This window comes from Streptomyces sp. WAC 06738, from assembly GCF_003945505.1.
Taxonomy (GTDB): Bacteria; Actinomycetota; Actinomycetes; order Streptomycetales; family Streptomycetaceae; genus Streptomyces.
The window spans coordinates 6,629,109-6,648,146 of the sequence record NZ_CP029618.1; the positions used below are offsets into that span (position 1 = coordinate 6,629,109).

A 19,038-nucleotide genomic window follows, 5' to 3' on the forward strand; every position below is an offset into this window, starting at 1 on the left:
GCTCCTCACTCTCTTGTGCGGCCTGGCGCTCTCCTTCGGCCTGCCGGGCGGCGGGCCGCCGCCGGCGCGGTGGAGTGGCGTTCCCTTAAGGTCACGGGCAGCACGGTGTGCTCCGGCCCGCTCGCGGGGTCGGCGATGATGCGGTACAGCTCCTCGGCGGCGGTCCGGCCGAGGACGGCCGCGTCCTGGCGCACCGTGGTGAGCGCGGGCTCGATCAGGTGGGCCGCCAGCACGTCGTCGAAGCCGACGACGGAGACGTCCGCGGGGATGGCGAGCCCCAGGTCGCGCAGCGCGGCGACGGCGCCGAGGGCCATCATGTCGTTGACGGCGAAGACGCAGGTGAAGCCGCGCTCGAGGAAGAGGACGGCGGCTTCGCGTATGGCCGCGTAGCCGCCGTCGTAGGTGAACCCACCGGGGCGCACCTCGCAACTGCCGCCCGTCTCCAGCCAGAGGTCACGAAAACCTTCGACGCGACGAAGGCTCGACATGAGCTGGGACGAGGCGGACAGCACGAGGGCGTCCCGGTGGTTCAGTGCCGCCAGATGCCGGGCGGCGAGGCGTCCGCCCTCCGCGTTGTCCGAGACGACGCTGGTGGCGCCGATTCCCGGCACCTCCTCGTCGACCAGCACGAAGGGGATCCCCGCCAGCATCTCGGCGGTGTCGGGGGCCGGTGACGGCGCGCCGGCGGCGTAGACGACGCCGTCGACGGCCTGCGACCGGATCATGTTGAGGTGGAAGCGCTCGCGTTCGACCTCGAAGGCGGTGTTGCCGAAGACGACGTTGTAGCCCTGGTCCAGGGAGACGTCCTCGACGCCCTTGGCGAGGTCGGCGAAGAACGTGTTGCTGATGTCCGGCACGATGAGCCCGACGATCTGGGAGGCGCCGCTCTTGAGCGTCTGGGCCGCGCGCCGCGGCACGTAGCCCAGCTCGGCCATCGCCTCCTGCACCCGCTTGAGCACGCGGGGGCTGACGGGCCGCTTGCCGGACAGGGCGTGGGAGACGGTCGTCCTGCTGACGCCCGCACGGGCGGCGACATCCGCTATGACCGGTCGTGCCATCCCGCTCTCCTCACGCAAATCGGTTTGCCAAACCGTTTTGTCCAACGTAAATCGCGGGTCGCCGCGAGTCAACCCCCTCGGCGGTGAGCGCGGCGCGCGCGGGTGTGCGGGGCCGGCCGGGTCGCGGCCATACACCCAGGGGAGGAGAAGGACCCCGTACGACGGTCCATCGGGTGGACGGCCGGGGGTGCCGCAAGCCGTAACGTGTGTCCATGGATGTCGAGCGTGACGATCAGGGGGAGAAGAGGATGGACGAGGCCGGCACCGACGCTCCGGTGGCGAAGCTGGATGAACCGGATAAGCCGGGTACTCCGGAGCACCAGGCGTGGGGGTCCAAGGCGCCGCACTTCATCCAGCGCTCGCGTGCGCTGCACCTGAGCTGGCAGGTCGGGGTCTTCATAGTGGGCCTGGCGATAGTCATCGGCGGCATCATCCTGCTGCCGCTGCCGGGCCCCGGCTGGCTGGTGATCTTCGCGGGCATGGCGGTGTGGGCGACGGAGTTCGTCTGGGCGCAGATAGTCCTGCACTGGACGAAGCGGAAGGTCACGGAGGCCGCGCAGCGCGCCCTGGACCCGAAGGTCCGCCGGCGGAACGCGATCCTGACCTCGATCGGCCTGGTGATCTGCGGCGTACTGCTCGGTATCTACCTGTATAAGTTCGGCTTCGAGATGCCCTGGAAGGTCTGAGCCCCGGGGTGAACGGCCCGAGGCGCGCACGCCCCGTCACGCACGGTCCCCGTCCCGCGCGCCTCTCCCCGGCCCCGGCAGGCAGCCGCCGCGCTGCCCGCCGGGGCCGGGCCTTTGGCGGTACGCACGCGATCGGGCAGGTGGACCGACCGGTTGACGGCCGATGCGCACAGCGGTCTCTGCACCCGTGTCTGCGCGGGCAGCGTCAGCCCCACCGGCCGGAAGATGGCCGCGGCGGCCGGCCGCGCCCGGCGGGCGGCCGTGTCGAGAGGGTTGTTATCCTCTCATGACATGCAGTCAAGTATCGATCGTTCGTCGCTGCTCCCCTTCTACCACCAGCTCAAGCAGATTCTCCTGGGCGAGATGGAGAGCCGCGAGCTGAAGCCCGGCGACCGGCTGCCGGGGGACCACGAGCTGTGCGAACGCTACGGGGTCTCCCGGACGGTCGTCCGCCAGGCCCTCGCGGAGCTGGAGTCCGAGGGGGTCATCGAGCGGATCAAGGGCCGCGGCACCTTCGTCGCCCACCCCAAGACCCCCGAGGGTCTGGTCCAGTCCCTCACCGGGCTGTACGAGGACGTCGCCGCCCGCGGCGGCCACCTGCGCAGCCAGGTCCGCCGGCTCGAGGTCGTCCCGGCGGACGCGCAGGTCGCGGGGGCCCTGGACGTACCGCCGGGGCATCCGGTGATCGTCATCGAGCGGCTGCGGTTCGTCGAGGAGGAGCCGTGGGTGCTCACGATCACCCACGTCCCGCAGGAGGTCGCCCCGGGGCTGGTCGACGAGGACCTGACCCAGGAGTCGCTGTACGCGCTGCTGGAGGGCCGGTTCGGGGTACGGCTCGTGCAGGGCCGGCGCTCGGTGGAGGCGGCGGTGGCCTCCGCGGAGCTGGCCCGCAGCCTCGGCGTCAACCGGGGCGCCCCGGTGCTCGTGCTGCGCAGCGTCAGCGTCGGCGAGCAGGGCCGCCCGGTGGAGAGCTTCGTCGCCTTCCACCGCGGCGACCGCAGCCGCTTCGAGGTGGAGCTCTCCCGCCGGCAGGGCGCCCCGCCCCGCCCCCTGATGATCGTCACCGACTGACGCGCCCGGGCCGTACGCGTCCCGTACGCCCCCACCCGGCACGACCCACGCGGCCGGTCCGCTCACCCGAGCGGGCCGGCCGCGACGCGTCCGCGGGGGAGCGCGGAGGGCCGCTGCGGGGACCCTTGACATCCTGACCGTACAGGATGTCAAATGACCAGGTCATCACGCTGACGCCCTCCGGAAGCACCCCGCACGACCCCAGGAGGCCACGGTGCCGTCATACGCATCGCCCCCCATCGAGCCGAGTCTCATCACCTTCGATCCGCGGGCCGGCGGCATGAGCCCGTCGGGCCCGGTGCTCACCCGGCGCATGTCCGATCTCGACGGACTCTTCGCCGACGGCGACGCCTGGCGCGCCGCGGTACGGGACGGCGACCCCGTCGTGTACGACGTCGCCTCCTCGCCCGTGCCGGAGGCGGAGGGCGAGCTGCCGCAGTCGATCACCACGATCCGGCCCGGCACTGTCGGCGGCGAGTTCCACATGACCAAGGGGCACCAGCACCCCAACCCGCAGGGCGAGATCTACCTCGGCCTCGCCGGCACCGGCGGGCTGCTGCTCTTCGACGGCGACCGGCCGCGGTGGATCGACATGTACCCGGGCGCCATCGGCTACATCCCGCCGGGCTGGGCGCACCGCAGCGTCAACACCGGCGACGAGCCGTACCGCTTCCTGGCCGTCTACCCCGGCAACGCCGGACACGACTACGGCTGGGTCCTCGACCACGGCATGGGCTACCGCGTCCGGCGCGCCCCGGACGGCGCCCCACCGCTGCTGGTCCCCTTCACCGCTTCGTCCCCCCGCACGTCCCCTAGCAACCAGGAGTAGCCATGGCGCGCATCCGTTTCGTCTCCTCGGGGGTGGCCGCCGCGCTGGCCGTCGTCTTCGCGGCCGGCGGCGTCGCCGCCGGAAAGGCGGCGTTCGACGACTCCGGCTCCTCGTCGGGCGGCGGCGCCGCGGTCGGCGGCACCAAGGTCGACGTCATCACCAAGGCCACCGACTCCGACTTCTGGCAGTCGATGCTCGCCGGTTCCAAGCAGGCGGGCGACGACTTCGGCATCGACCTCGGGCTCTTCGGCCCGACCTCGGAGACCGACATCGAGGAGCAGGTGAGCCTGGTGGAGAACTCCATCTCCCGGGGCGCCGACGCCATCGTGCTGGCCTCGAACTCCTCCACCGCGCTCAACGGCGCGGTGGACCGGGCCCGCGACGCCGGCATCAAGGTGATCACCGTCGACAACGCGATCACCACCGAGGCCGAGGGCTTCATCGGCACCGACAACGTCAAGGCGGGCGAGCAGGCCGGCGTGCGCATGTGCGAACTGCTCACCGACAAGGGCCAGAAGAACGGCAAGATCCTGCACGAGAGCTCGACCTCCGGGCAGCAGGTCCTGGTCGACCGCTTCAACGGCTTCAAGAGCGGCCTGGCCGCCAAGTGCCCGGACGCCGAGATCATCCAGACCTCCGTCAACGACAACGACCTCAACAAGGCCGTCTCCCAGGTCAACGACGCCCTCACCGGGACGCCCGACCTGGCCGGGGTCTTCGCCGACAACAACACCTCCGGCACCGGCGCCGCCAAGGCCGTCGCCGAACGCAACGCCAGTGACCGCGTGGCGGTTGTCGCCTTCGACTCCGACCCCGCGGAGATCGCGGGCGTACGCGACGGGTCCATCGACGCGATCATCGTCCAGAACCCGTTCTTCTTCGGCTACCAGGGCGTCGTCGAGGCCGCGATGGCCGCCGGCGACAGCACCCCGCCGGTCCGGCTCGACCCGGGCGCCGTCGTCATCGACAAGTCGACCGTGGACGAGGCCCAGTACGAGCAACTGCTCAACCCGCCCAAGACCAAGGGCTGAGGGCGGGCCATGGCAACCCCCGAGTCGAGCCCCGTGGTCAGCCTGCGGGGCGTGGGTAAGAGCTATCGCGCCGTGACGGCGCTGGCCGCCGTGGACCTGGACATCGCGCCGGGCGAGGTGCACTGCCTCGCCGGCGAGAACGGCGCCGGGAAGTCCACCCTCATCAAGGTGCTCACCGGCGCGGTGGCCCGCGACGGCGGCACGTACCGGGTGCTGGGCCGCGAGATGCGCGCCCACGTCACCCCCGCGGAGGCCCGCGCCGCCGGCATCGGCGTGGTGTATCAGGAGCTGAGCCTCATGCCCGAGCTCACCGTGGCCAGCAACCTGAGCATGTTCGGGATGCCGGCGCGCGCCGGCTGGGTCGACCGCCGCCGGCAGCGCGCGCAGGCCAGGGAGATGCTGGCCCGCGTCGGCCTCGCCGACCTCGACCCCCGTACGCGGGTGTCGGAACTGACCACCGCCACCCGGCAGTTGGTCGAGATCGCCCGGGTGCTCGGCCAGGACGCGCGGCTCGTGGTCTTCGACGAGCCGACCACCGCGCTCTCCGCGCAGGAGGCGGACGCCCTGCTGGCCCGCATCGCCACGCTGCGGGACGAGGGCGTCTCCGTCCTGTACGTCACCCACCGGCTGGAGGAGATGTTCGCCGTCGGCGACCGGGTGACCGTGCTGCGCGACGGCCGGGTGGTCGAGACCCGGCCGATGGCCGCGTACGACGAGGACTCCCTCGTGCAGTCGATGGTCGGCCGCCGGATCGAGAACCTGTACCCCGGCGAGCGCCCCGACCCCGGCGACGTACGGCTGGAGCTGCGGGGCCTGCGCCCCGCCGGCTTCCCCGCGCCGGTGGACCTGACCGTACGCCGCGGCGAAGTCGTCGGCCTGGCCGGGCTGCTCGGCTCCGGGCGCACCGAACTGCTGCGCGCCGCCTTCGGCGCCGACCCGGTGCTCGGCGGCGAGGTCCTGGTCGACGGCCGCCGCGTCCACGCGACCTCCCCGCGGGCCGCTGCCCGGGCCGGGCTCGGGCTGCTGCCCGAGGACCGCAAGGAGTCCGGGCTGCTGCCGGGCCTGAGCATCGAGAAGAACGTGGCCATCGCCAGCCTGCCGCGCACCGGCACCTTCGGGGTGCTGCGCCGCCGCCGGATGCGCGAGCACGTCACCGCCGCCTCCGCGGGGCTGCGCATCAAGCTCGGCGACTGGGGCGACCCGGTCTCCTCGCTCTCCGGCGGCAACCAGCAGAAGACGCTGGTCGCCCGCTGGCGGGCCACCGGCGCCAAGGTGCTGCTGCTCGACGAGCCCACGAAGGGCGTCGACGTCGGCTCCAAGGCCGACATCTACCAGGTGATCGCCGAACTGGCCGCGGACGGCCTGGCGATCGTGGTCGTCTCCTCCTACCTCCCCGAACTGCTGGGCCTGTGCGACCGCGTCGAAGTGGTGCGCCAGCGCCGTCTCGTGGGCTCGCTGCCCGCCGCGGAGGCCACCGAGGAGGCCGTGCTGCGGCTGGCGAGCCCCGTGGGCCCGGCGGCCGCGTCCCCCGCCGCCGGCGCCCCCGCGGCCGGCCGGCCAGGACCCGCCGAACCTTCCGCACCGTCCCTGGAGAACCGATGACCGACCTCGCCAGAGCCACCGCCCCCGCCGCCGGCGGCGGCACGTCCAAGGGCATCCAGTTCGGCAAACGCCCCGCCCGCCAGCCCGCCGACGGGGAGATCCTGCGCCTGGGCCAGGTGCTGGGCCGCACCTCCGGCGGCATCCCCGTGCTGCTGGTGCTGGCCTTCGCACTCACCATGTCCACCGAGTCGTTCCTCACCGGCACCAACCTGGACAACCTCGGCCGGCAGGTGTCCATCTTCGCGATCATCGCCGTCGGCCAGCTCATCGTCATCCTCACCGCGGGCATCGACCTGTCCGTCGGCTCCGTCGTCGGCCTGTCCGGCATCGTCGCCGCCAAGGTGGTCTACGACACCGGCGGCGGACTGCCCATCGCGGGCGCGGTCCTCCTCGCGCTGCTCGTCGGCGCCGCCGCCGGGCTGATCAACGGCCTGCTGGTGGCGTTCCTCAAGATGCCCCCGTTCATCGTGACGCTCGGCATGATGGGCGCCGCCCGCGGCGCGACCCTGCTGCTCAGCGACGGCCGCACCGTGCAGCCGCTGCCCGAGGGCTTCGCCGAGATCGGCGGCGGCAGCCTGCTGGGCATCTCCCATCTCACCTGGCTGATGGTGCTCATCACGGTGTTCTTCGCGCTGCTGCTGCGCCGCACGATCTGGGGCGAGTACGTCTACGCCGTCGGCTCCAGCGCCGAGTCCGCCCGGCTGACGGGCGTGCCCGTACGCCGCGTGCTCGTCAGCGCGTACGTGCTCTCCGGCACCCTCGCCGCCGCGGCCGGCGTGCTCCTCGCCTCCCGCCTCGGCAACGGCGTGCCGACCTCGGGCAACGGCTACGAACTCCAGGCCATCGCCGCCTGCGTGATCGGCGGCGCCAGCCTCTTCGGCGCCAAGGGCAGCGCGCTCGGCGCGCTCGTCGGCGCGCTGGTCGTCGGCATGCTCAACAACGGCGGCACTCTGCTGGGCATCGACCCCTTCTGGCTGCAGATCGTCATCGGCGTGCTGATCCTCGCCGCCGTCGCCACCGAGCACGTCCACAACCTCCGCCGCGGCGGCAAGGCCAAGCCGGTGGCGGACACGCCGCCACCCGGAGGGCCGGGAGAGCCGGGAGAGCCGGTACCGGCGGGCGGCACGGCGCAACCGGACCGGGGGACCGCGGGCGACGAGACTGCCGGTGAGCCGACCCCGACGAAACGAGCGGCACCATGATCATCGCGCACGACCTCGGCACCACCGGCGACAAGGCGTCGCTGCACGCCGACGACGGCACCCCGGTCGCCGCCCTCACCGAGCACTACGGCACCGACTTCCGCGCGGGCGGCGTCGCCGAGCAGGACCCCCAGGTGTGGTGGCGTGCCGTCTGCGCCGCCACCCGGCGGCTGCTGGAGCACACCGGCGTCCGCCCCGCGGAGGTCTCCGCCGTCGGGTTCAGCGGGCAGATGATGGGCGCGGTACTGCTCGACTCCGCGTACCGTCCCGTGCGGCCCTCGCTGATCTGGGCCGACCACCGCAGTCAGGAGCAGGCCGGCCGGCTGACCGCGGCGCTGGGGGCCGAGCGGGCGTACCGCCTGCTCGGCCACCAGCTCCACCCCACCTACTCGCTCACCAAGGTGATGTGGGTACGCGACCACGAGCCGGAGACCTTCGCCCGGGTGGCCCACGTCTGCCTGGCAAAGGACTACGTCGTGCACCGGCTCACCGGCGTGCTGGCCACCGACCGCTCCGACGCCTCCAGCACCAACGCCTACGACCAGCCCGCCGGCGCCTGGTCCGCCGAGGTGCTGGCCGCGGCCGGCATCGACCCGGCGCTCTTCCCCGAGATCGTGCCGTCGACCACCGTCGCGGGGCCGCTGCTCCCCGAAGCCGCCGAGGCCACCGGGCTGGCCGCCGGCACCCCCGTCGTCCTCGGCGGCGGCGACGGCCCGCTGGCCGCGCTCGGCGCCGGCGTCATCGACCCCGCCGACGGCGCGTACACCTACCTCGGCTCGTCCTCCTGGGTCTCGCTCTCCGCGGAACGGCCGCTGCACGACCCGCTGATGCGCACCATGACCTTCGACCACGTCGTCCCGGGACGCTACGTGCCGACCGCGACCATGCAGGCGGGCGGCGCGTCGCTGGACTGGGTGGCGGAGGTGCTCCGCCCCGGCCAGGGCGGGGACCGCTTCCCCGACCTGCTCGCCGCGGCGGCCGACGCCGACACCGCGGGCCTGTACTTCCTGCCGCATCTCCTCGGCGAGCGCTCCCCGTACTGGAACGCCGCCGCGGCCGGCGCGTTCCTCGGCCTCACCCGCCACCACCAGGAGGCGCACCTGACCCGCGCGGTGCTGGAGGGCGTGGCGTTCAACCTCGCCACCTGCGTCGGCGCGTTCCGCGAAGCAGGACACCCGGTCGACCGGGTCGACGCGATCGGCGGCGGCGCGGCCAGCGACCTGTGGCTGCAGATCCTCGCCGACGTCTGGGGCGCCACCGTGCGCCGCCGCAGCATCGTCGAGGAGGCCAACAGCCTGGGCGCGGCCGTCACCGCGGGCGTCGGCGCGGGCCTCGTCGACGGCTTCGCCGTCGCCCGCGACCTGTCCGGCGTCACCGCCGAGTTCACTCCGGACCCGGGACGGCACGCCGACTACCGGCGGCGGCACGCGCTGTTCCTGGAGGCGTACGAGCGGCTGGAACCGTGGTTCGCGAAGGAGAAGCGATGAGCGCGATACCCGAAGCCGCCGCGGGCGCGGCCCCCGTGGTGCTGGTGACCTCGCGGTCCTTCGGCAGCGGCACCGCGCCCGTCGAGGACCGGCTCGCCGCCGCCGGGCTGCGCGTGGTGCGCGGCTCCACCGTCCACGACCCCGCCGAGCTGGCCCCGCTGCTGGCCGGCGCCGTCGCCTGGATCGCCGGCACCGCGCCCGTCACCGACGCGCATCTGGCCGCCGCGCCGCGGCTGAAGGTCGTCGCGCGCTACGGCGTCGGCGTCGACAGCGTCGACCTGGCCGCCGCCGCCCGCCGCGGCGTCACCGTCACCAACACCCCGGCCGCGAACAGCGACGCCGTCGCCGACCTCGGCGTCGCGCTGCTCCTCGCCGCGCTGCGCGGCGTCGCCGCCGGCGACCGGGCGGTACGCGCCGGGTCCTGGCAGCCGCGCCGTGGCCGGGAGCTGGGCACCCTCACGCTCGGCGTCGTCGGCCTCGGCCGGGTCGGGCGCGGGGTGGCGCGGCGCGCCGCCGGGTTCGGCACCGAGGTGCTGGGGCACGACCCGTACCTGGACCCGGTGGTCTTCGAGGTGCTGGGCGTCCGGCGGACGCCGCTCGCGGAGCTGGCCGGGCGGTGCGACGCGGTGAGCCTGCACGCTCCCGGCGGGACCCGGGTGGTCGACGAGCGGTGGCTCGCCGGGGCCAGGCCGGGGCTGATCGTCGTCAACACCGCGCGGGCCGACCTCGTCGACGAGCACGCCGTCGCCGCGGCGCTGCGGGACGGCAGGCTGGCCGCGTACGCCGCGGACACCCTCGCCGGCGAGGGCGGCGCCGCCGCGGAAAGCCCGCTGCTGGCCGCCGAGTTCGCCGACCGGGTGGTCCTCACGCCGCACCTCGGCGCGCAGACCGTCGAGGCGGTGGACCGGATGGGCGCGGGTGCCGTACGGGCCGTCCTCGACGTGCTCGCAGGACGCGAGCCCGCGCACCCCGTACCCCTGCCCGTACCCGCCGCAGAAGAGAGCGCACCGTGACCACCCAGCAGTCCCCCGCGGATCCCGCCGCGTCCCCGTCCCCCTCGCCGGCCTGCGCCGCGCCGGCGTCGTCGCCGTCCTCCGCGCCCCCACGCCGGACGGCGCCCTGGCCGCCGTGGCGGCGCTGATCGAGGGCGGCGTCACCGGCATCGAGATCACCTACTCCACACCCGACGCGCCCGCGGTCATCGCCGAGGTACGCGCCCGGCATCCCGAGGCGCTGGTGGGCGCGGGCACGGTTCTCACCCCCGCGCAGGCCGCCGCCGCGGCCGACGCCGGCTCGGCGTTCCTGGTCAGCCCCGGCACCACCGCAGAACTGGCCGCCGCCATGCTGGACACGGGCCTGCCCGTGCTCTCCGGCGCCCTCACCCCCGGCGAGGTCATGACCGCCACCGCGCTCGGCGTGCACGCGGTCAAGGTCTTCCCCGCCTCCCTCGGCGGCCCCGGCTATCTCCGCGCGCTGCGCGGCCCGTTCCCCGACGTGCCGCTGGTGCCGACCGGCGGGGTCTCCGCCGGGAACCTGGCGGAGTGGTTCGGTGCCGGAGCGCTGGCGGTCGGCGCGGGCGGCGAGCTGGCCTCCGCGGCACACATCGCCGCGGGCCGCTGGGATTCGCTCACCGTACGGGCGCGGGCGTTCGCGGCGGCGCTGGCGAAGGTCCGCGAAGCGGCGTCCGGCGCCGACGGCTCCGGCGCCGCGGCCGGTGCCGCGGAACCGGCGGGCCCCGCCGACCCGGGTGCGGAGGCGGTCCGTTGAGCGCGCCGGCCGGCGCCGGCACCGGCACCGCCGCGGACACGGCGGCCATGGCCTTCGTCGGCGTCAGCACCGGCGAGTCGTCCATCATGCGGATCTTCCCCGAGTGGGCCCGCCTCCTCGGCCTGCCCACCGCCCGGCTCGTCGGCTTCGACCTGCCGCCGGACGCGGAACCCGCCCGCTACCGCGCCGTCGCCGAGCGGATCAGACGCGACCCGCTCCTCCTCGGCGCGCTGATCACCACGCACAAGATAGGCGTCTACCGGGCCGCCGCCGACCTCTTCGACGAACTGGACGACTTCGCCAGGCTCTGCGGCGAGGTGTCCTCCGTCTCCAAGCGGGACGGCCGCTTCATCGGCCACGCCAAGGACCCGCTCACCGCGGGCCTGGCCATCGAGGAGTTCCTCGCGCCCGGCCACTTCGCCGCCACCGGCGGCGAGTTGCTCTGCCTGGGCGCCGGCGGCGCCGGCACCGCGATCAGCTACTACCTCGCCCGCCGCCCCGACGCCCCCGCCCGCATCGTCTGCACCGACCGCTCCGCCGGCCGGCTCGCCGAGCTGGCCGACGTGCTCCGGCGCGGCGGCGCGGACCCCGCCCGGCTGCGTACCGTCGTCGCCGAGGGCCACGCCGACGACCTGCTCGCGGCGGCCCCGCCCGGCACCCTCGTCGTCAACGCCACCGGTCTCGGCAAGGACCGGCCGGGATCACCGCTGTCGCCCGCCGCGCGGTTCCCGCGCGGGGCCGTGGCGTGGGAGCTGAACTACCGCGGCGCGCTGCCCTTCCTGCACGCGGCCCGCGCCCAGGCCGCCGAACGGGACCTCGACGTCGTCGACGGCTGGCGGTACTTCATCCACGGCTGGTCCCAGGTGATAGCGGAGGTGTTCGGCCTCACCCTGGACGCCGCGACCGTCGACCGGCTCTCCGCCGCCGCCGAGGCCGTACGGTGAGCGTCCGCACCGTCCTCGGCGACCTGCCCGCGGACCGGCTCGGGCGCACCGACTACCACGAGCACCTCTTCCAGGTCTCGCCGCTGCTGCCCGGCGACGAGCTGGACGACGAGGCGCGCAGCGGGCAGGAGGCCGCCTACCTGCGGGCGGCCGGCTTCACGGCGATGATCGAGGCGACCCCGGTGGGCCTGGGCCGCGACCCGGCGGGCGTCGCCCGCATCGCGCGCGCCACCGGTCTGCACGTCGTGCACACCACCGGCGCCCACCGCGAGCCGCACTACGCGCCGGGACACCCGCTGCTCGCGCTCACCGAAGCCGAACTGGCCGGCCTCTTCACCACCGAGCTCACCGACGGCATGTACGCGGACGCGGACCTGACGGTACGGACCGGGCCGGCCCTGCGCGCCGGGATCGTCAAGGCGGGCGCCGGGTACTGGTCGCTCACCCCGTTCGAGCACCGGGTGCTCGCGGCGGCCGGCGCCGCGCACCGGGCCACCGGGGCGCCGGTGATGGTCCATCTGGAGTTCGGCAGCGCGGCGTTCGAGGTGCTGGCGGAGCTGGCCGGGCACGGGGTGCCGGCGCACCGGGTCGTCCTGGCGCACGCCGACCGCAACCCCGACCCCGGGCTGCACGCGGAGCTCTGCGCGGCCGGCGCGTACCTCGGCTACGACGGCATGGCCCGGCACCGCAGCCACCCCGACTCCACCGTGCTCGGCTGCCTGCTCGCCACCGCGGAGCGCGCGGGTCCCGGCCGGCTGCTGCTCGGCGGCGACGTCGCGCGCCGCAGCCGCTACCGCGCGTACGGCGGCATGCCGGGCCTGGACTACCTGCCCCGCCGCTTCCTCCCGCGCGTCGTGGCCGAGGGCGGCGAGGCGCTGGCCGATGCCGTCACGGTGGCCAACCCGGCGAGGCTGCTGGACTGGAGCGGCGCGCCCTGAGGCGAGGGCCCGCCCTCACCCGCGCCCCACCCCGCGGCCCTCATCCCGCGTCGTCCTCCGCGACGGTCTGGAGGATCGCCTCGCCGTACTTCGCGAGCTTGTTCTCGCCGACGCCGCTGACGGAACCCAGCGAGGCGAGCGAGCCGGGGCGCTCGGTGGCGATCTGCCGCAGCGTCGCGTCGTGGAAGATCACGTACGCGGGCACCCCCTGCTCCTTCGCCGTCGCACCCCGCCACGCGCGCAGCCGCTCGAAGAGCGACGCCGCCTCCGCCGGCAGGGCGACGGCCTCGGCGCGCTTGGACCCGGACTTCGCCTTCGCCGCCTTCGCCGCCCGCTTGGGCTCGGTGCGCAGCGGCACCTTGCGGCCCCGGTAGAGCACCTCGTCGGCTTCCTCGGTGAGCACCAGCGTGCCGTAGTCGCCCTCGACGGCCAGCAGCCCCTTCGCGAGCAACTGCCGTACGACACCGCGCCACTCGTGCTCCGCGAGGTCGTCGCCGACGCCGAAGACCGAGAGCGTGTCATGGTCGTGCTGGATGACCTTGGCCGTCTTGCGGCCCATGAGGATGTCGACGATCTGCCCGGCGCCGAACTTCTGCCGCCGCTCGCGCCGCAGCCGCACCACCGTGGAGAGCAGCTTCTGCGCGGCGACCGTGCCGTCCCAGGACTCGGGGGGCGTGAGGCACGTGTCGCAGTTGCCGCAGGGGGAGCCGCTCTGGCCGAAGTACGCGAGCAACTGCGAGCGCCGGCAGTCGACGCTCTCGCAGAGCGCGAGCATCGCGTCGAGGTGCGCGCTCGCCCGCCGCCGGTGCGCGTCGTCGCCCTCGGAGCCGTCGATGAGCTTGCGCTGCTGCACCACGTCCTGGAGCCCGTACGCGAGCCACGCGGTGGACGGCTGGCCGTCGCGTCCTGCGCGGCCGGTCTCCTGGTAGTACCCCTCGACGGACTTGGGGAGGTCGAGATGGGCGACGTAGCGCACGTCCGGCTTGTCGATGCCCATGCCGAACGCGATGGTGGCGACGATCGCCATGCCCTCCTCGCGCAGGAACCGCGACTGGTGCTCGGCGCGGGTCGCCGCGGGCAGCCCCGCATGGTAGGGCAGCGCGTCGATCCCGTTCTGCACGAGGAAGGCCGCGGTGTCCTCCACGGACTTGCGCGACAGGCAGTAGACGATGCCGGCGTCGCCCGCGTGCTCGGTGCGCAGCAGCTCCAGGAGCTGCTTCTTCGGTTCCCGCTTGGGCACGATGCGGTACTGGATGTTCGGCCGGTCGAAGCTGGCCACGAAGTGCCGCGCCTGCTCCAGTTGCAGCCGGCTCGCGATCTCCGCGTGCGTCGCCTTGGTCGCGGTCGCGGTGAGCGCGATGCGCGGCACGTCCGGCCAGCGCTCGGAGAGCGCCGACAGCGCGAGGTAGTCGGGCCGGAAGTCGTGCCCCCACTGCGCGACGCAGTGCGCCTCGTCGATGGCGAACAGCGCGACGGTCCCGCGGTCGAGCAGCCGCATCGTGGACTCCACCCGCAGCCGCTCGGGCGCCAGATAGAGCAGGTCGATCTCCCCGGCGAGGAACTCGGCCTCCACCATCCGCCGCTCGTCGGGATCCTGCGTGGAGTTGAGAAACCCGGCCCGCACGCCGAGGGCGCGCAGCGCGTCGACCTGGTCCTGCATGAGCGCGATGAGCGGCGAGATCACCACTCCGGTGCCGGGCCTGACCAGCGCGGGAATCTGATAGCACAGGGACTTGCCGCCGCCGGTGGGCATCAGCACGAGGGCGTCGCCGCCGCCCACGACATGGTCGATGATCTCCTGCTGCCCCTCGCGGAACGACTCGTAGCCGAAGACCTTGCTGAGGACCTGCAGCGCCTCGGTGGAACTCATCGGGCGAGTTTATGCCCCGCCACCGACACCCCGCGGGGAGACCTCCGGACCGGCCGGGCAGCGCGGCCGGTCCGGTCGGGTCCTTTGCTAGTCGGACTCCCGCTGCGGCAGCGGGCGGTACGAGTCGGGGCCCGGGCTCCGGCCCTCGGGCGGGTACTCGCAGTCGAGGCCGGTGATCTCGTAGTCGGTGCCCTCGCTCTGCTCCCGGTCCACGACGACGGAGCCCGTGCACACGCGGCCGTGTCCGTCGGTGAAGGTGACGATCTCGCTGGAGTCGGTCGGGGGGTCGGTGCACCCCGCGACCAGCAGTGCCGTGCCCGCGGCCATCGCCGCCGCGCCGAGCTTCCACCGCCGTGCCATGCCACGCTCCTCCGCGTCGGTGCACCCGGCGGTCCGGGCGCCACCACCGGCACCGTAGGACGGAGCGCCCGGGAGCCCTCCCGCGGGGGCCCGGAACTACAGCGTGAAGCCGGCGGGGAACGGGTCGTCGGGGTCCAGGAGGTACTGGGACATGCCGGTGATCCAGGCGCGGCCCGTCACCGTGGGGATCTGGGCCGGCAGGCCGGCGATCTCCGTCCCGGCCTCCAGGCGTCCCGTGAACAGCGTGCCGAGCAGCGACTCGTTGACGAAGTCCGCGCCCAGCTCCAGCTCCCCGCGCGCGTACAACTGCGCCATCCGCGCCGACGTGCCCGTGCCGCAGGGGGAGCGGTCGAACCAGCCCGGGTGGATGACCATCGCGTTGCGCGCGTCCGCCGGGCCGCCCGCGGGCGGCGCCGTCAACTGGACGTGCTTGCAGCCCGAGATCCCCGGGTCCGCCGGGTGCACCGGCCGGTTCCGCTCGTTGATCGCGTCCATGATCGCCAGGCCCGCGGTGAGCATCCGCTCCTTCTCCGCCTTCGCGAACGGAATGCCCAGGCGCTCGATCGGCAGGATGGCGTAGAAGTTGCCCCCGAACGCAATGTCGTACGTGACCCGCCCCAGGCCCGGCACCTCCACCGCCGCGTCCAGCTCCAGCGCGAACGACGGCACGTTGCGGAACGTCACCGACTCCGCCTTGCCGCCCGAGACCGCGACCCGGGCGGTCACCAGCCCCGCGGGCGTGTCGAGACGGACCTCCGTGACCGGCTCGGTGACCGTGACCATCCCGGTCTCGACCAGCACCGAGGCCACCCCGATCGTGCCGTGCCCGCACATCGGCAGCAGCCCGGAGACCTCGATGTAGAGCACGCCGTAGTCGGCGTCCGGCCGGGTCGGCGGCTGGAGGATCGCGCCGCTCATCGCGGCGTGCCCGCGCGGCTCGTTCACCAGCAGTCGCCGGATGTCGTCCAGGTGCTCGGCGAAGTACGCGCGGCGCTCGGCCATCGTGGCGCCCGGCACCACCCCGACGCCGCCGGTGATCACCCGGGTCGGCATGCCCTCGGTGTGCGAGTCGACGGCCGTGAAGTAGCGGGAGGCGCGCATGTCACACCCCCGCCGGGTGGGCCGGGACGGCTCTGTCCAGGGTGTCGTGCGGCATGGCGGTCTCCTTGGAAGGACGGTGTGGCGGTACGGGGACGGTCACGTTCCGGGCTCCGGGTCCGCGGGCGGCGGCTCGGCCAGCTCGCCCAGCCGTACCGGCGACGAGATCGGGCGGCGCGCGAACGCCGCCGCGTCCACCACGCCCGTCAGGCAGGCGACGCTGGAGCCGCACACGCGGCCCTGGCACTGGCCGAGCCCCGCCCTGCTGACCAGCTTCACGGCCCGTACCCCGAGCGCCTCGCGCTCCCGGACCGCGCGGCGCAGTTCGCCGTACGGGACCTCCTCGCAGCGGCACACGAGGGTGTCGTCGGCCAGCCAGGTGCGCCACCCGTCCGGCACCGGGTACGCCCGCGCCAGCGCGGCGGCGAACCCGCGTCCGGCCCGTACCCGGCGCAGCGCCGCCGCCGGGGGCGCCGGACGGGCGCCGAGGAGCTTCGCCGCGGCGACGCCCGCGACCTCGCCCTCCGCGGCGGCCGGGCCGGCGCCGCCGACGCCCGTCAGCTCGCCCGCCGCGAACACCCCCGGCACCGAGGTGGCCTGCGCCGCGTCGACCGCGACGAACCCGCCGGCGAGCGCGCAGCCCGCGGCGAGAGCGGTCTCCACCTGCGGGACGAATCCGAAGCCGACGCACACCGCGTCGGCCTCCACCCGCCGCTCGCTGCCCGGCACGATCTCCCAGCCGGGGGTGAGGCGCGCGGTGGTGACCGCCTCCACGCGGTCCGTGCCGTGCGCGGCGACGACGGCGGTGCGGCGCCGGTACGGGATGCGGTGGCGGGCCAGGAGCGCGCCGTACCCGGCGAGTTCGCCGGACTTGCGCCATCCGGCGACGGCGTCGGCGGGCCGGCGCAGCCAGGCCGTGACCGGCTCGGCGGCCTCCAGCACCCCGGCCACCCGGGCCCCGGCCGCCGTCAGCGACGCGGCGACCGGCAGCAGGAAGGGACCGGTGCCTGCCACCAGGACCCGCTCGCCGACGCGCACGCCCTGCCCCTTCGCCAGCGCCTGCGCGGCGCCCGCGGTGTAGACGCCGGGCAGGTCCCAGCCGGGGAACGGCAGCGCCCTGTCGTACGCCCCGGTGGCCAGCACCAGCGCGCGGGTCGCCACGCTCCGCGCGGTACGGCCGGGGCCGTCGGCCGGGCCGGTGCGCAGGTGCACCCGGTGCCCGCCTTCCGGCACGGGCTCCAGCGCCCAGACGACGGTGTGCGGCAGATGCTCGACGCCGGGCGGCAGCGCGAACCGGTCGTGGCCCGTAAGGGAGTTCTGCCGGTGGTACTGGCCGCCGAGCGCCGCGCCGGAGTCCACGAGCAGGACGCGGACGCCGTGCCGGGCCGCGGCCCTGGCGGCGGCCATCCCGGCGGGCCCGCCGCCGATGACGACGACGGGTCCTTCCGCCCCGGGCCCGCTCATGCCGGCAGCTCCGCGCCGTCCTGGGTGCGGATGTCGTCGCCGTCGCGGACGAGGCGCTGGCAGGCGCGGACGTCGGCGGCTCCGTTGACCACCACGAGGCAGTCGTGGCAGACGCCGATGCCGCAGAAGACGCCGCGCGGCCGGCCGCCGCCGCGGGTCGTGCGCCAGGACACCCGGCCGAGCGCCAGCAGCAGGCCGGCGACGGTCCGCCCCGCCTCGGTGACCAGCTCCTCCCCGTCGACCCGCACGCTCAACGGGTCCCCGCCCCGCCCCGCCGGGGCCGCGCCCGGACGCCGCTCACCGGCCCCCGCCGCCCGGTCCGGCAACGGGCCTCCCGCCCCGGTCCGGCCGCCGCGCCACGCCCGCCCCCGCCTACGCCGGTTCATCCGCCGCCTCCGCCTCCGTCATGACTCCCGGCCGGTCCACCCGGAACGGCTCCGCGGGCACCTCCGGCGCCCGCCCCGTGAACAGGTCCGCCAGCAACTGCCCGGTGCCCGCCGCCAGCCCGATGCCCGCGCCCTCGTGGCCGGTGGCGTGCCAGAGCCGGGGGCGGCGCGGGTCCTCGCCGATCACCGGCAGGTGGTCGGGGACGTACGGCCGGAAGCCGCCGTACGCGCGGATCACCGGGACTCCGGCGAGCACGGGGAAGAGCCCGGCCGCCTTGCGCGCCAGCTCGCGCAGCACCGCCACCCGCACCGTCTCGTCGAAGCCGGCCCGCTCCCGGCTGGAGCCGACGAGCACCGTCCCGGCCCGTGTGGCCTCCACGACGGTGGACGTCTGCAGGGCCGCGGTGCCGCCGGCGACCGCGCCGACGTAGTCGGCGTCGTAGACCTTGTGCCGCACCGTGCCCGCCGGCACCGCGGCGGTGACGAGGACGAGACCGCGCCGCGGCAGCACCGCGACCGGCGCCCCCGCCGCCGCGGCGAACCGGCCGGCCCACGGCCCGCAGGCGTTGACGACCGCGCCGCACGGCACCGTGCCCCGGTCGGTGCGCACGCCGGTGACGGCGCCCCCGGCGCCGGTCTCGACCCCGTGCGCGGTGACGCCGGCGCGCACCCGCCCGCCCCGCTCCCGTACCGCCGCCAGCAGCGCGGTCGTCGCGAGCACCGGCTGCAACTGGCCGTCCTGCGGGTAGTGGACGGCCGCCGTGACGTCCGCGGTCAGGTGCGGCTCCAGCGCCCCGGCCTCCGCGGGGGTCACCGGCTCCGCCCGGACGCCCGCGGTGCGCTGGGCCGCGGCGAAGTCCGCGAGCGCGCTCGCCGCCGCGGGCGCGGTGGCGACGACGAGGCCGCCCTTGGCCTCCCACTCCGCCTCCGCGCGGCGCGGGCCGAGCAGGTCGCGCAGTTCCGCGAGCAACCGGGGCCAGCGGCGGCGGGAGTGCTGGGCGAGGGCCAGTTCGGGTCCGGGCGCCTTGTCGGAGACCAGGACGTTGCCCTCGCCCGCGGCGGTGGTGCCGCTCGCGGGGGCGCCGTGGTCGAGCACGGCCACCGAGAGCCCGGCGGCGGTCAGCGCCTCGGCGCAGGCCGCGCCGATCACTCCGGCGCCCACGACCACGACGTCGTACGCCACCTGCCGCCCACCTCCGTTCATTAAAACGAACGTCAACGAGCGTATGGAGGGCGCCGATCGGC

At 75.0% G+C, this 19,038-nt stretch carries 18 protein-coding genes; 11 read left to right on the plus strand and 7 right to left on the minus strand.

Annotated features, from left to right (window positions below; genetic code table 11):
* Nucleotides 1–5: 5 nt before the first annotated feature.
* Nucleotides 6–1,193, minus strand: a complete 1,188-nt coding sequence (locus tag DMB38_RS28975) for a LacI family DNA-binding transcriptional regulator (RefSeq protein WP_276314980.1) — start codon at nt 1,191–1,193, stop codon at nt 6–8.
* A gap of 113 nt (nt 1,194–1,306) precedes the next feature.
* On the opposite strand from DMB38_RS28975, the gene DMB38_RS28980 reads away from it, so the two are divergent.
* The 11 genes from DMB38_RS28980 (at nt 1,307) to DMB38_RS29030 (ending at nt 12,615) form a co-directional block, all read left to right on the plus strand.
* Nucleotides 1,307–1,744, plus strand: coding sequence for a TIGR02611 family protein (locus tag DMB38_RS28980; RefSeq protein ID WP_125939343.1), 438 nt, complete (start codon nt 1,307–1,309; stop codon nt 1,742–1,744).
* Nucleotides 1,745–2,035: 291 nt separating this feature from the next.
* Nucleotides 2,036–2,815 carry a GntR family transcriptional regulator gene (locus DMB38_RS28985; protein ID WP_125937620.1) on the plus strand — a complete coding sequence of 260 codons (780 nt, stop codon included), beginning with the start codon at nt 2,036–2,038 and terminating at the stop codon, nt 2,813–2,815.
* Between the two features lie 214 nt (nt 2,816–3,029).
* A complete protein-coding gene (locus DMB38_RS28990) occupies nt 3,030–3,644 on the plus strand; it encodes a glucose-6-phosphate isomerase family protein (RefSeq protein ID WP_125937621.1) in 615 nt (204 codons plus the stop codon).
* Nucleotides 3,645–3,646: 2 nt separating this feature from the next.
* On the plus strand, nt 3,647–4,675 hold the full coding sequence (locus DMB38_RS28995; RefSeq protein WP_125937622.1) for an ABC transporter substrate-binding protein: 1,029 nt from the start codon (nt 3,647–3,649) through the stop codon (nt 4,673–4,675).
* 9 nt (nt 4,676–4,684) lie between these two features.
* Entirely contained in the window at nt 4,685–6,277 is a 1,593-nt protein-coding gene (locus tag DMB38_RS29000; protein ID WP_125937623.1) for a sugar ABC transporter ATP-binding protein, read from the plus strand.
* A complete protein-coding gene (locus tag DMB38_RS29005) occupies nt 6,274–7,479 on the plus strand; it encodes an ABC transporter permease (protein WP_125937624.1) in 1,206 nt (401 codons plus the stop codon). Before DMB38_RS29000 ends, DMB38_RS29005 begins: the two co-directional genes overlap by 4 nt.
* Entirely contained in the window at nt 7,476–8,966 is a 1,491-nt protein-coding gene (xylB, locus tag DMB38_RS29010) for a xylulokinase (protein ID WP_125937625.1), read from the plus strand. The genes DMB38_RS29005 and xylB overlap by 4 nt, the downstream gene beginning before the upstream one ends.
* A complete protein-coding gene (locus DMB38_RS29015; protein ID WP_125937626.1) occupies nt 8,963–9,979 on the plus strand; it encodes an NAD(P)-dependent oxidoreductase in 1,017 nt (338 codons plus the stop codon). Before xylB ends, DMB38_RS29015 begins: the two co-directional genes overlap by 4 nt.
* Nucleotides 9,980–10,031: 52 nt before the next feature.
* On the plus strand, nt 10,032–10,733 hold the full coding sequence (locus tag DMB38_RS29020; RefSeq protein ID WP_240662768.1) for a bifunctional 4-hydroxy-2-oxoglutarate aldolase/2-dehydro-3-deoxy-phosphogluconate aldolase: 702 nt from the start codon (nt 10,032–10,034) through the stop codon (nt 10,731–10,733).
* On the plus strand, nt 10,730–11,677 hold the full coding sequence (locus tag DMB38_RS29025) for a shikimate dehydrogenase (protein ID WP_240662518.1): 948 nt from the start codon (nt 10,730–10,732) through the stop codon (nt 11,675–11,677). The genes DMB38_RS29020 and DMB38_RS29025 overlap by 4 nt, the downstream gene beginning before the upstream one ends.
* Nucleotides 11,674–12,615 (plus strand): aryldialkylphosphatase, encoded by a 942-nt coding sequence (locus tag DMB38_RS29030; RefSeq protein ID WP_125937627.1) that lies wholly within the window; start codon nt 11,674–11,676, stop codon nt 12,613–12,615. Before DMB38_RS29025 ends, DMB38_RS29030 begins: the two co-directional genes overlap by 4 nt.
* A gap of 40 nt (nt 12,616–12,655) precedes the next feature.
* On the opposite strand, the gene recQ is transcribed toward DMB38_RS29030, so the two are convergent.
* The 6 genes from recQ to DMB38_RS29060 form a co-directional block, all read right to left on the minus strand.
* Nucleotides 12,656–14,485, minus strand: coding sequence for a DNA helicase RecQ (gene recQ / locus DMB38_RS29035; protein ID WP_125937628.1), 1,830 nt, complete (start codon nt 14,483–14,485; stop codon nt 12,656–12,658).
* An 87-nt stretch (nt 14,486–14,572) separates the two neighbouring features.
* Complete coding sequence (locus tag DMB38_RS29040) at nt 14,573–14,845, minus strand: hypothetical protein (protein WP_240662519.1); 273 nt, start codon at nt 14,843–14,845, stop codon at nt 14,573–14,575.
* A gap of 96 nt (nt 14,846–14,941) precedes the next feature.
* Nucleotides 14,942–15,946, minus strand: a complete 1,005-nt coding sequence (locus tag DMB38_RS29045) for a proline racemase family protein (protein WP_125937629.1) — start codon at nt 15,944–15,946, stop codon at nt 14,942–14,944.
* A gap of 96 nt (nt 15,947–16,042) precedes the next feature.
* Entirely contained in the window at nt 16,043–17,407 is a 1,365-nt protein-coding gene (locus tag DMB38_RS29050) for an FAD-dependent oxidoreductase (RefSeq protein WP_125937630.1), read from the minus strand.
* Complete coding sequence (locus DMB38_RS29055; protein ID WP_164716135.1) at nt 17,404–17,661, minus strand: (2Fe-2S)-binding protein; 258 nt, start codon at nt 17,659–17,661, stop codon at nt 17,404–17,406. Before DMB38_RS29055 ends, DMB38_RS29050 begins: the two co-directional genes overlap by 4 nt.
* 118 nt (nt 17,662–17,779) lie before the next feature.
* The gene (locus DMB38_RS29060; protein ID WP_125939346.1) at nt 17,780–18,976 is read right to left on the minus strand and encodes an FAD-dependent oxidoreductase; all 1,197 of its coding nucleotides are present in this window, start codon (nt 18,974–18,976) and stop codon (nt 17,780–17,782) included.
* Nucleotides 18,977–19,038 lie beyond the last annotated feature (62 nt).

Excerpts from the sequence above, each read along its gene's own strand:
- DMB38_RS28980 (WP_125939343.1), top strand. The coding sequence starts at position 1,307 with ATGGACGAGGCCGGCACCGACGCTCCGGTGGCGAAGCTGGATGAACCG.
- DMB38_RS28985 (WP_125937620.1), top strand. The coding sequence starts at position 2,036 with ATGCAGTCAAGTATCGATCGTTCGTCGCTGCTCCCCTTCTACCACCAG.
- DMB38_RS28995 (WP_125937622.1), top strand. The coding sequence starts at position 3,647 with ATGGCGCGCATCCGTTTCGTCTCCTCGGGGGTGGCCGCCGCGCTGGCC.
- DMB38_RS29000 (WP_125937623.1), top strand. The coding sequence starts at position 4,685 with ATGGCAACCCCCGAGTCGAGCCCCGTGGTCAGCCTGCGGGGCGTGGGT.
- DMB38_RS29005 (WP_125937624.1), top strand. The coding sequence starts at position 6,274 with ATGACCGACCTCGCCAGAGCCACCGCCCCCGCCGCCGGCGGCGGCACG.
- xylB (WP_125937625.1), top strand. The coding sequence starts at position 7,476 with ATGATCATCGCGCACGACCTCGGCACCACCGGCGACAAGGCGTCGCTG.
- DMB38_RS29015 (WP_125937626.1), top strand. The coding sequence starts at position 8,963 with ATGAGCGCGATACCCGAAGCCGCCGCGGGCGCGGCCCCCGTGGTGCTG.
- recQ (WP_125937628.1), bottom strand. The coding sequence starts at position 14,485 with ATGAGTTCCACCGAGGCGCTGCAGGTCCTCAGCAAGGTCTTCGGCTAC.
- DMB38_RS29040 (WP_240662519.1), bottom strand. The coding sequence starts at position 14,845 with ATGGCACGGCGGTGGAAGCTCGGCGCGGCGGCGATGGCCGCGGGCACG.
- DMB38_RS29045 (WP_125937629.1), bottom strand. The coding sequence starts at position 15,946 with ATGCGCGCCTCCCGCTACTTCACGGCCGTCGACTCGCACACCGAGGGC.
- DMB38_RS29050 (WP_125937630.1), bottom strand. The coding sequence starts at position 17,407 with ATGAGCGGGCCCGGGGCGGAAGGACCCGTCGTCGTCATCGGCGGCGGG.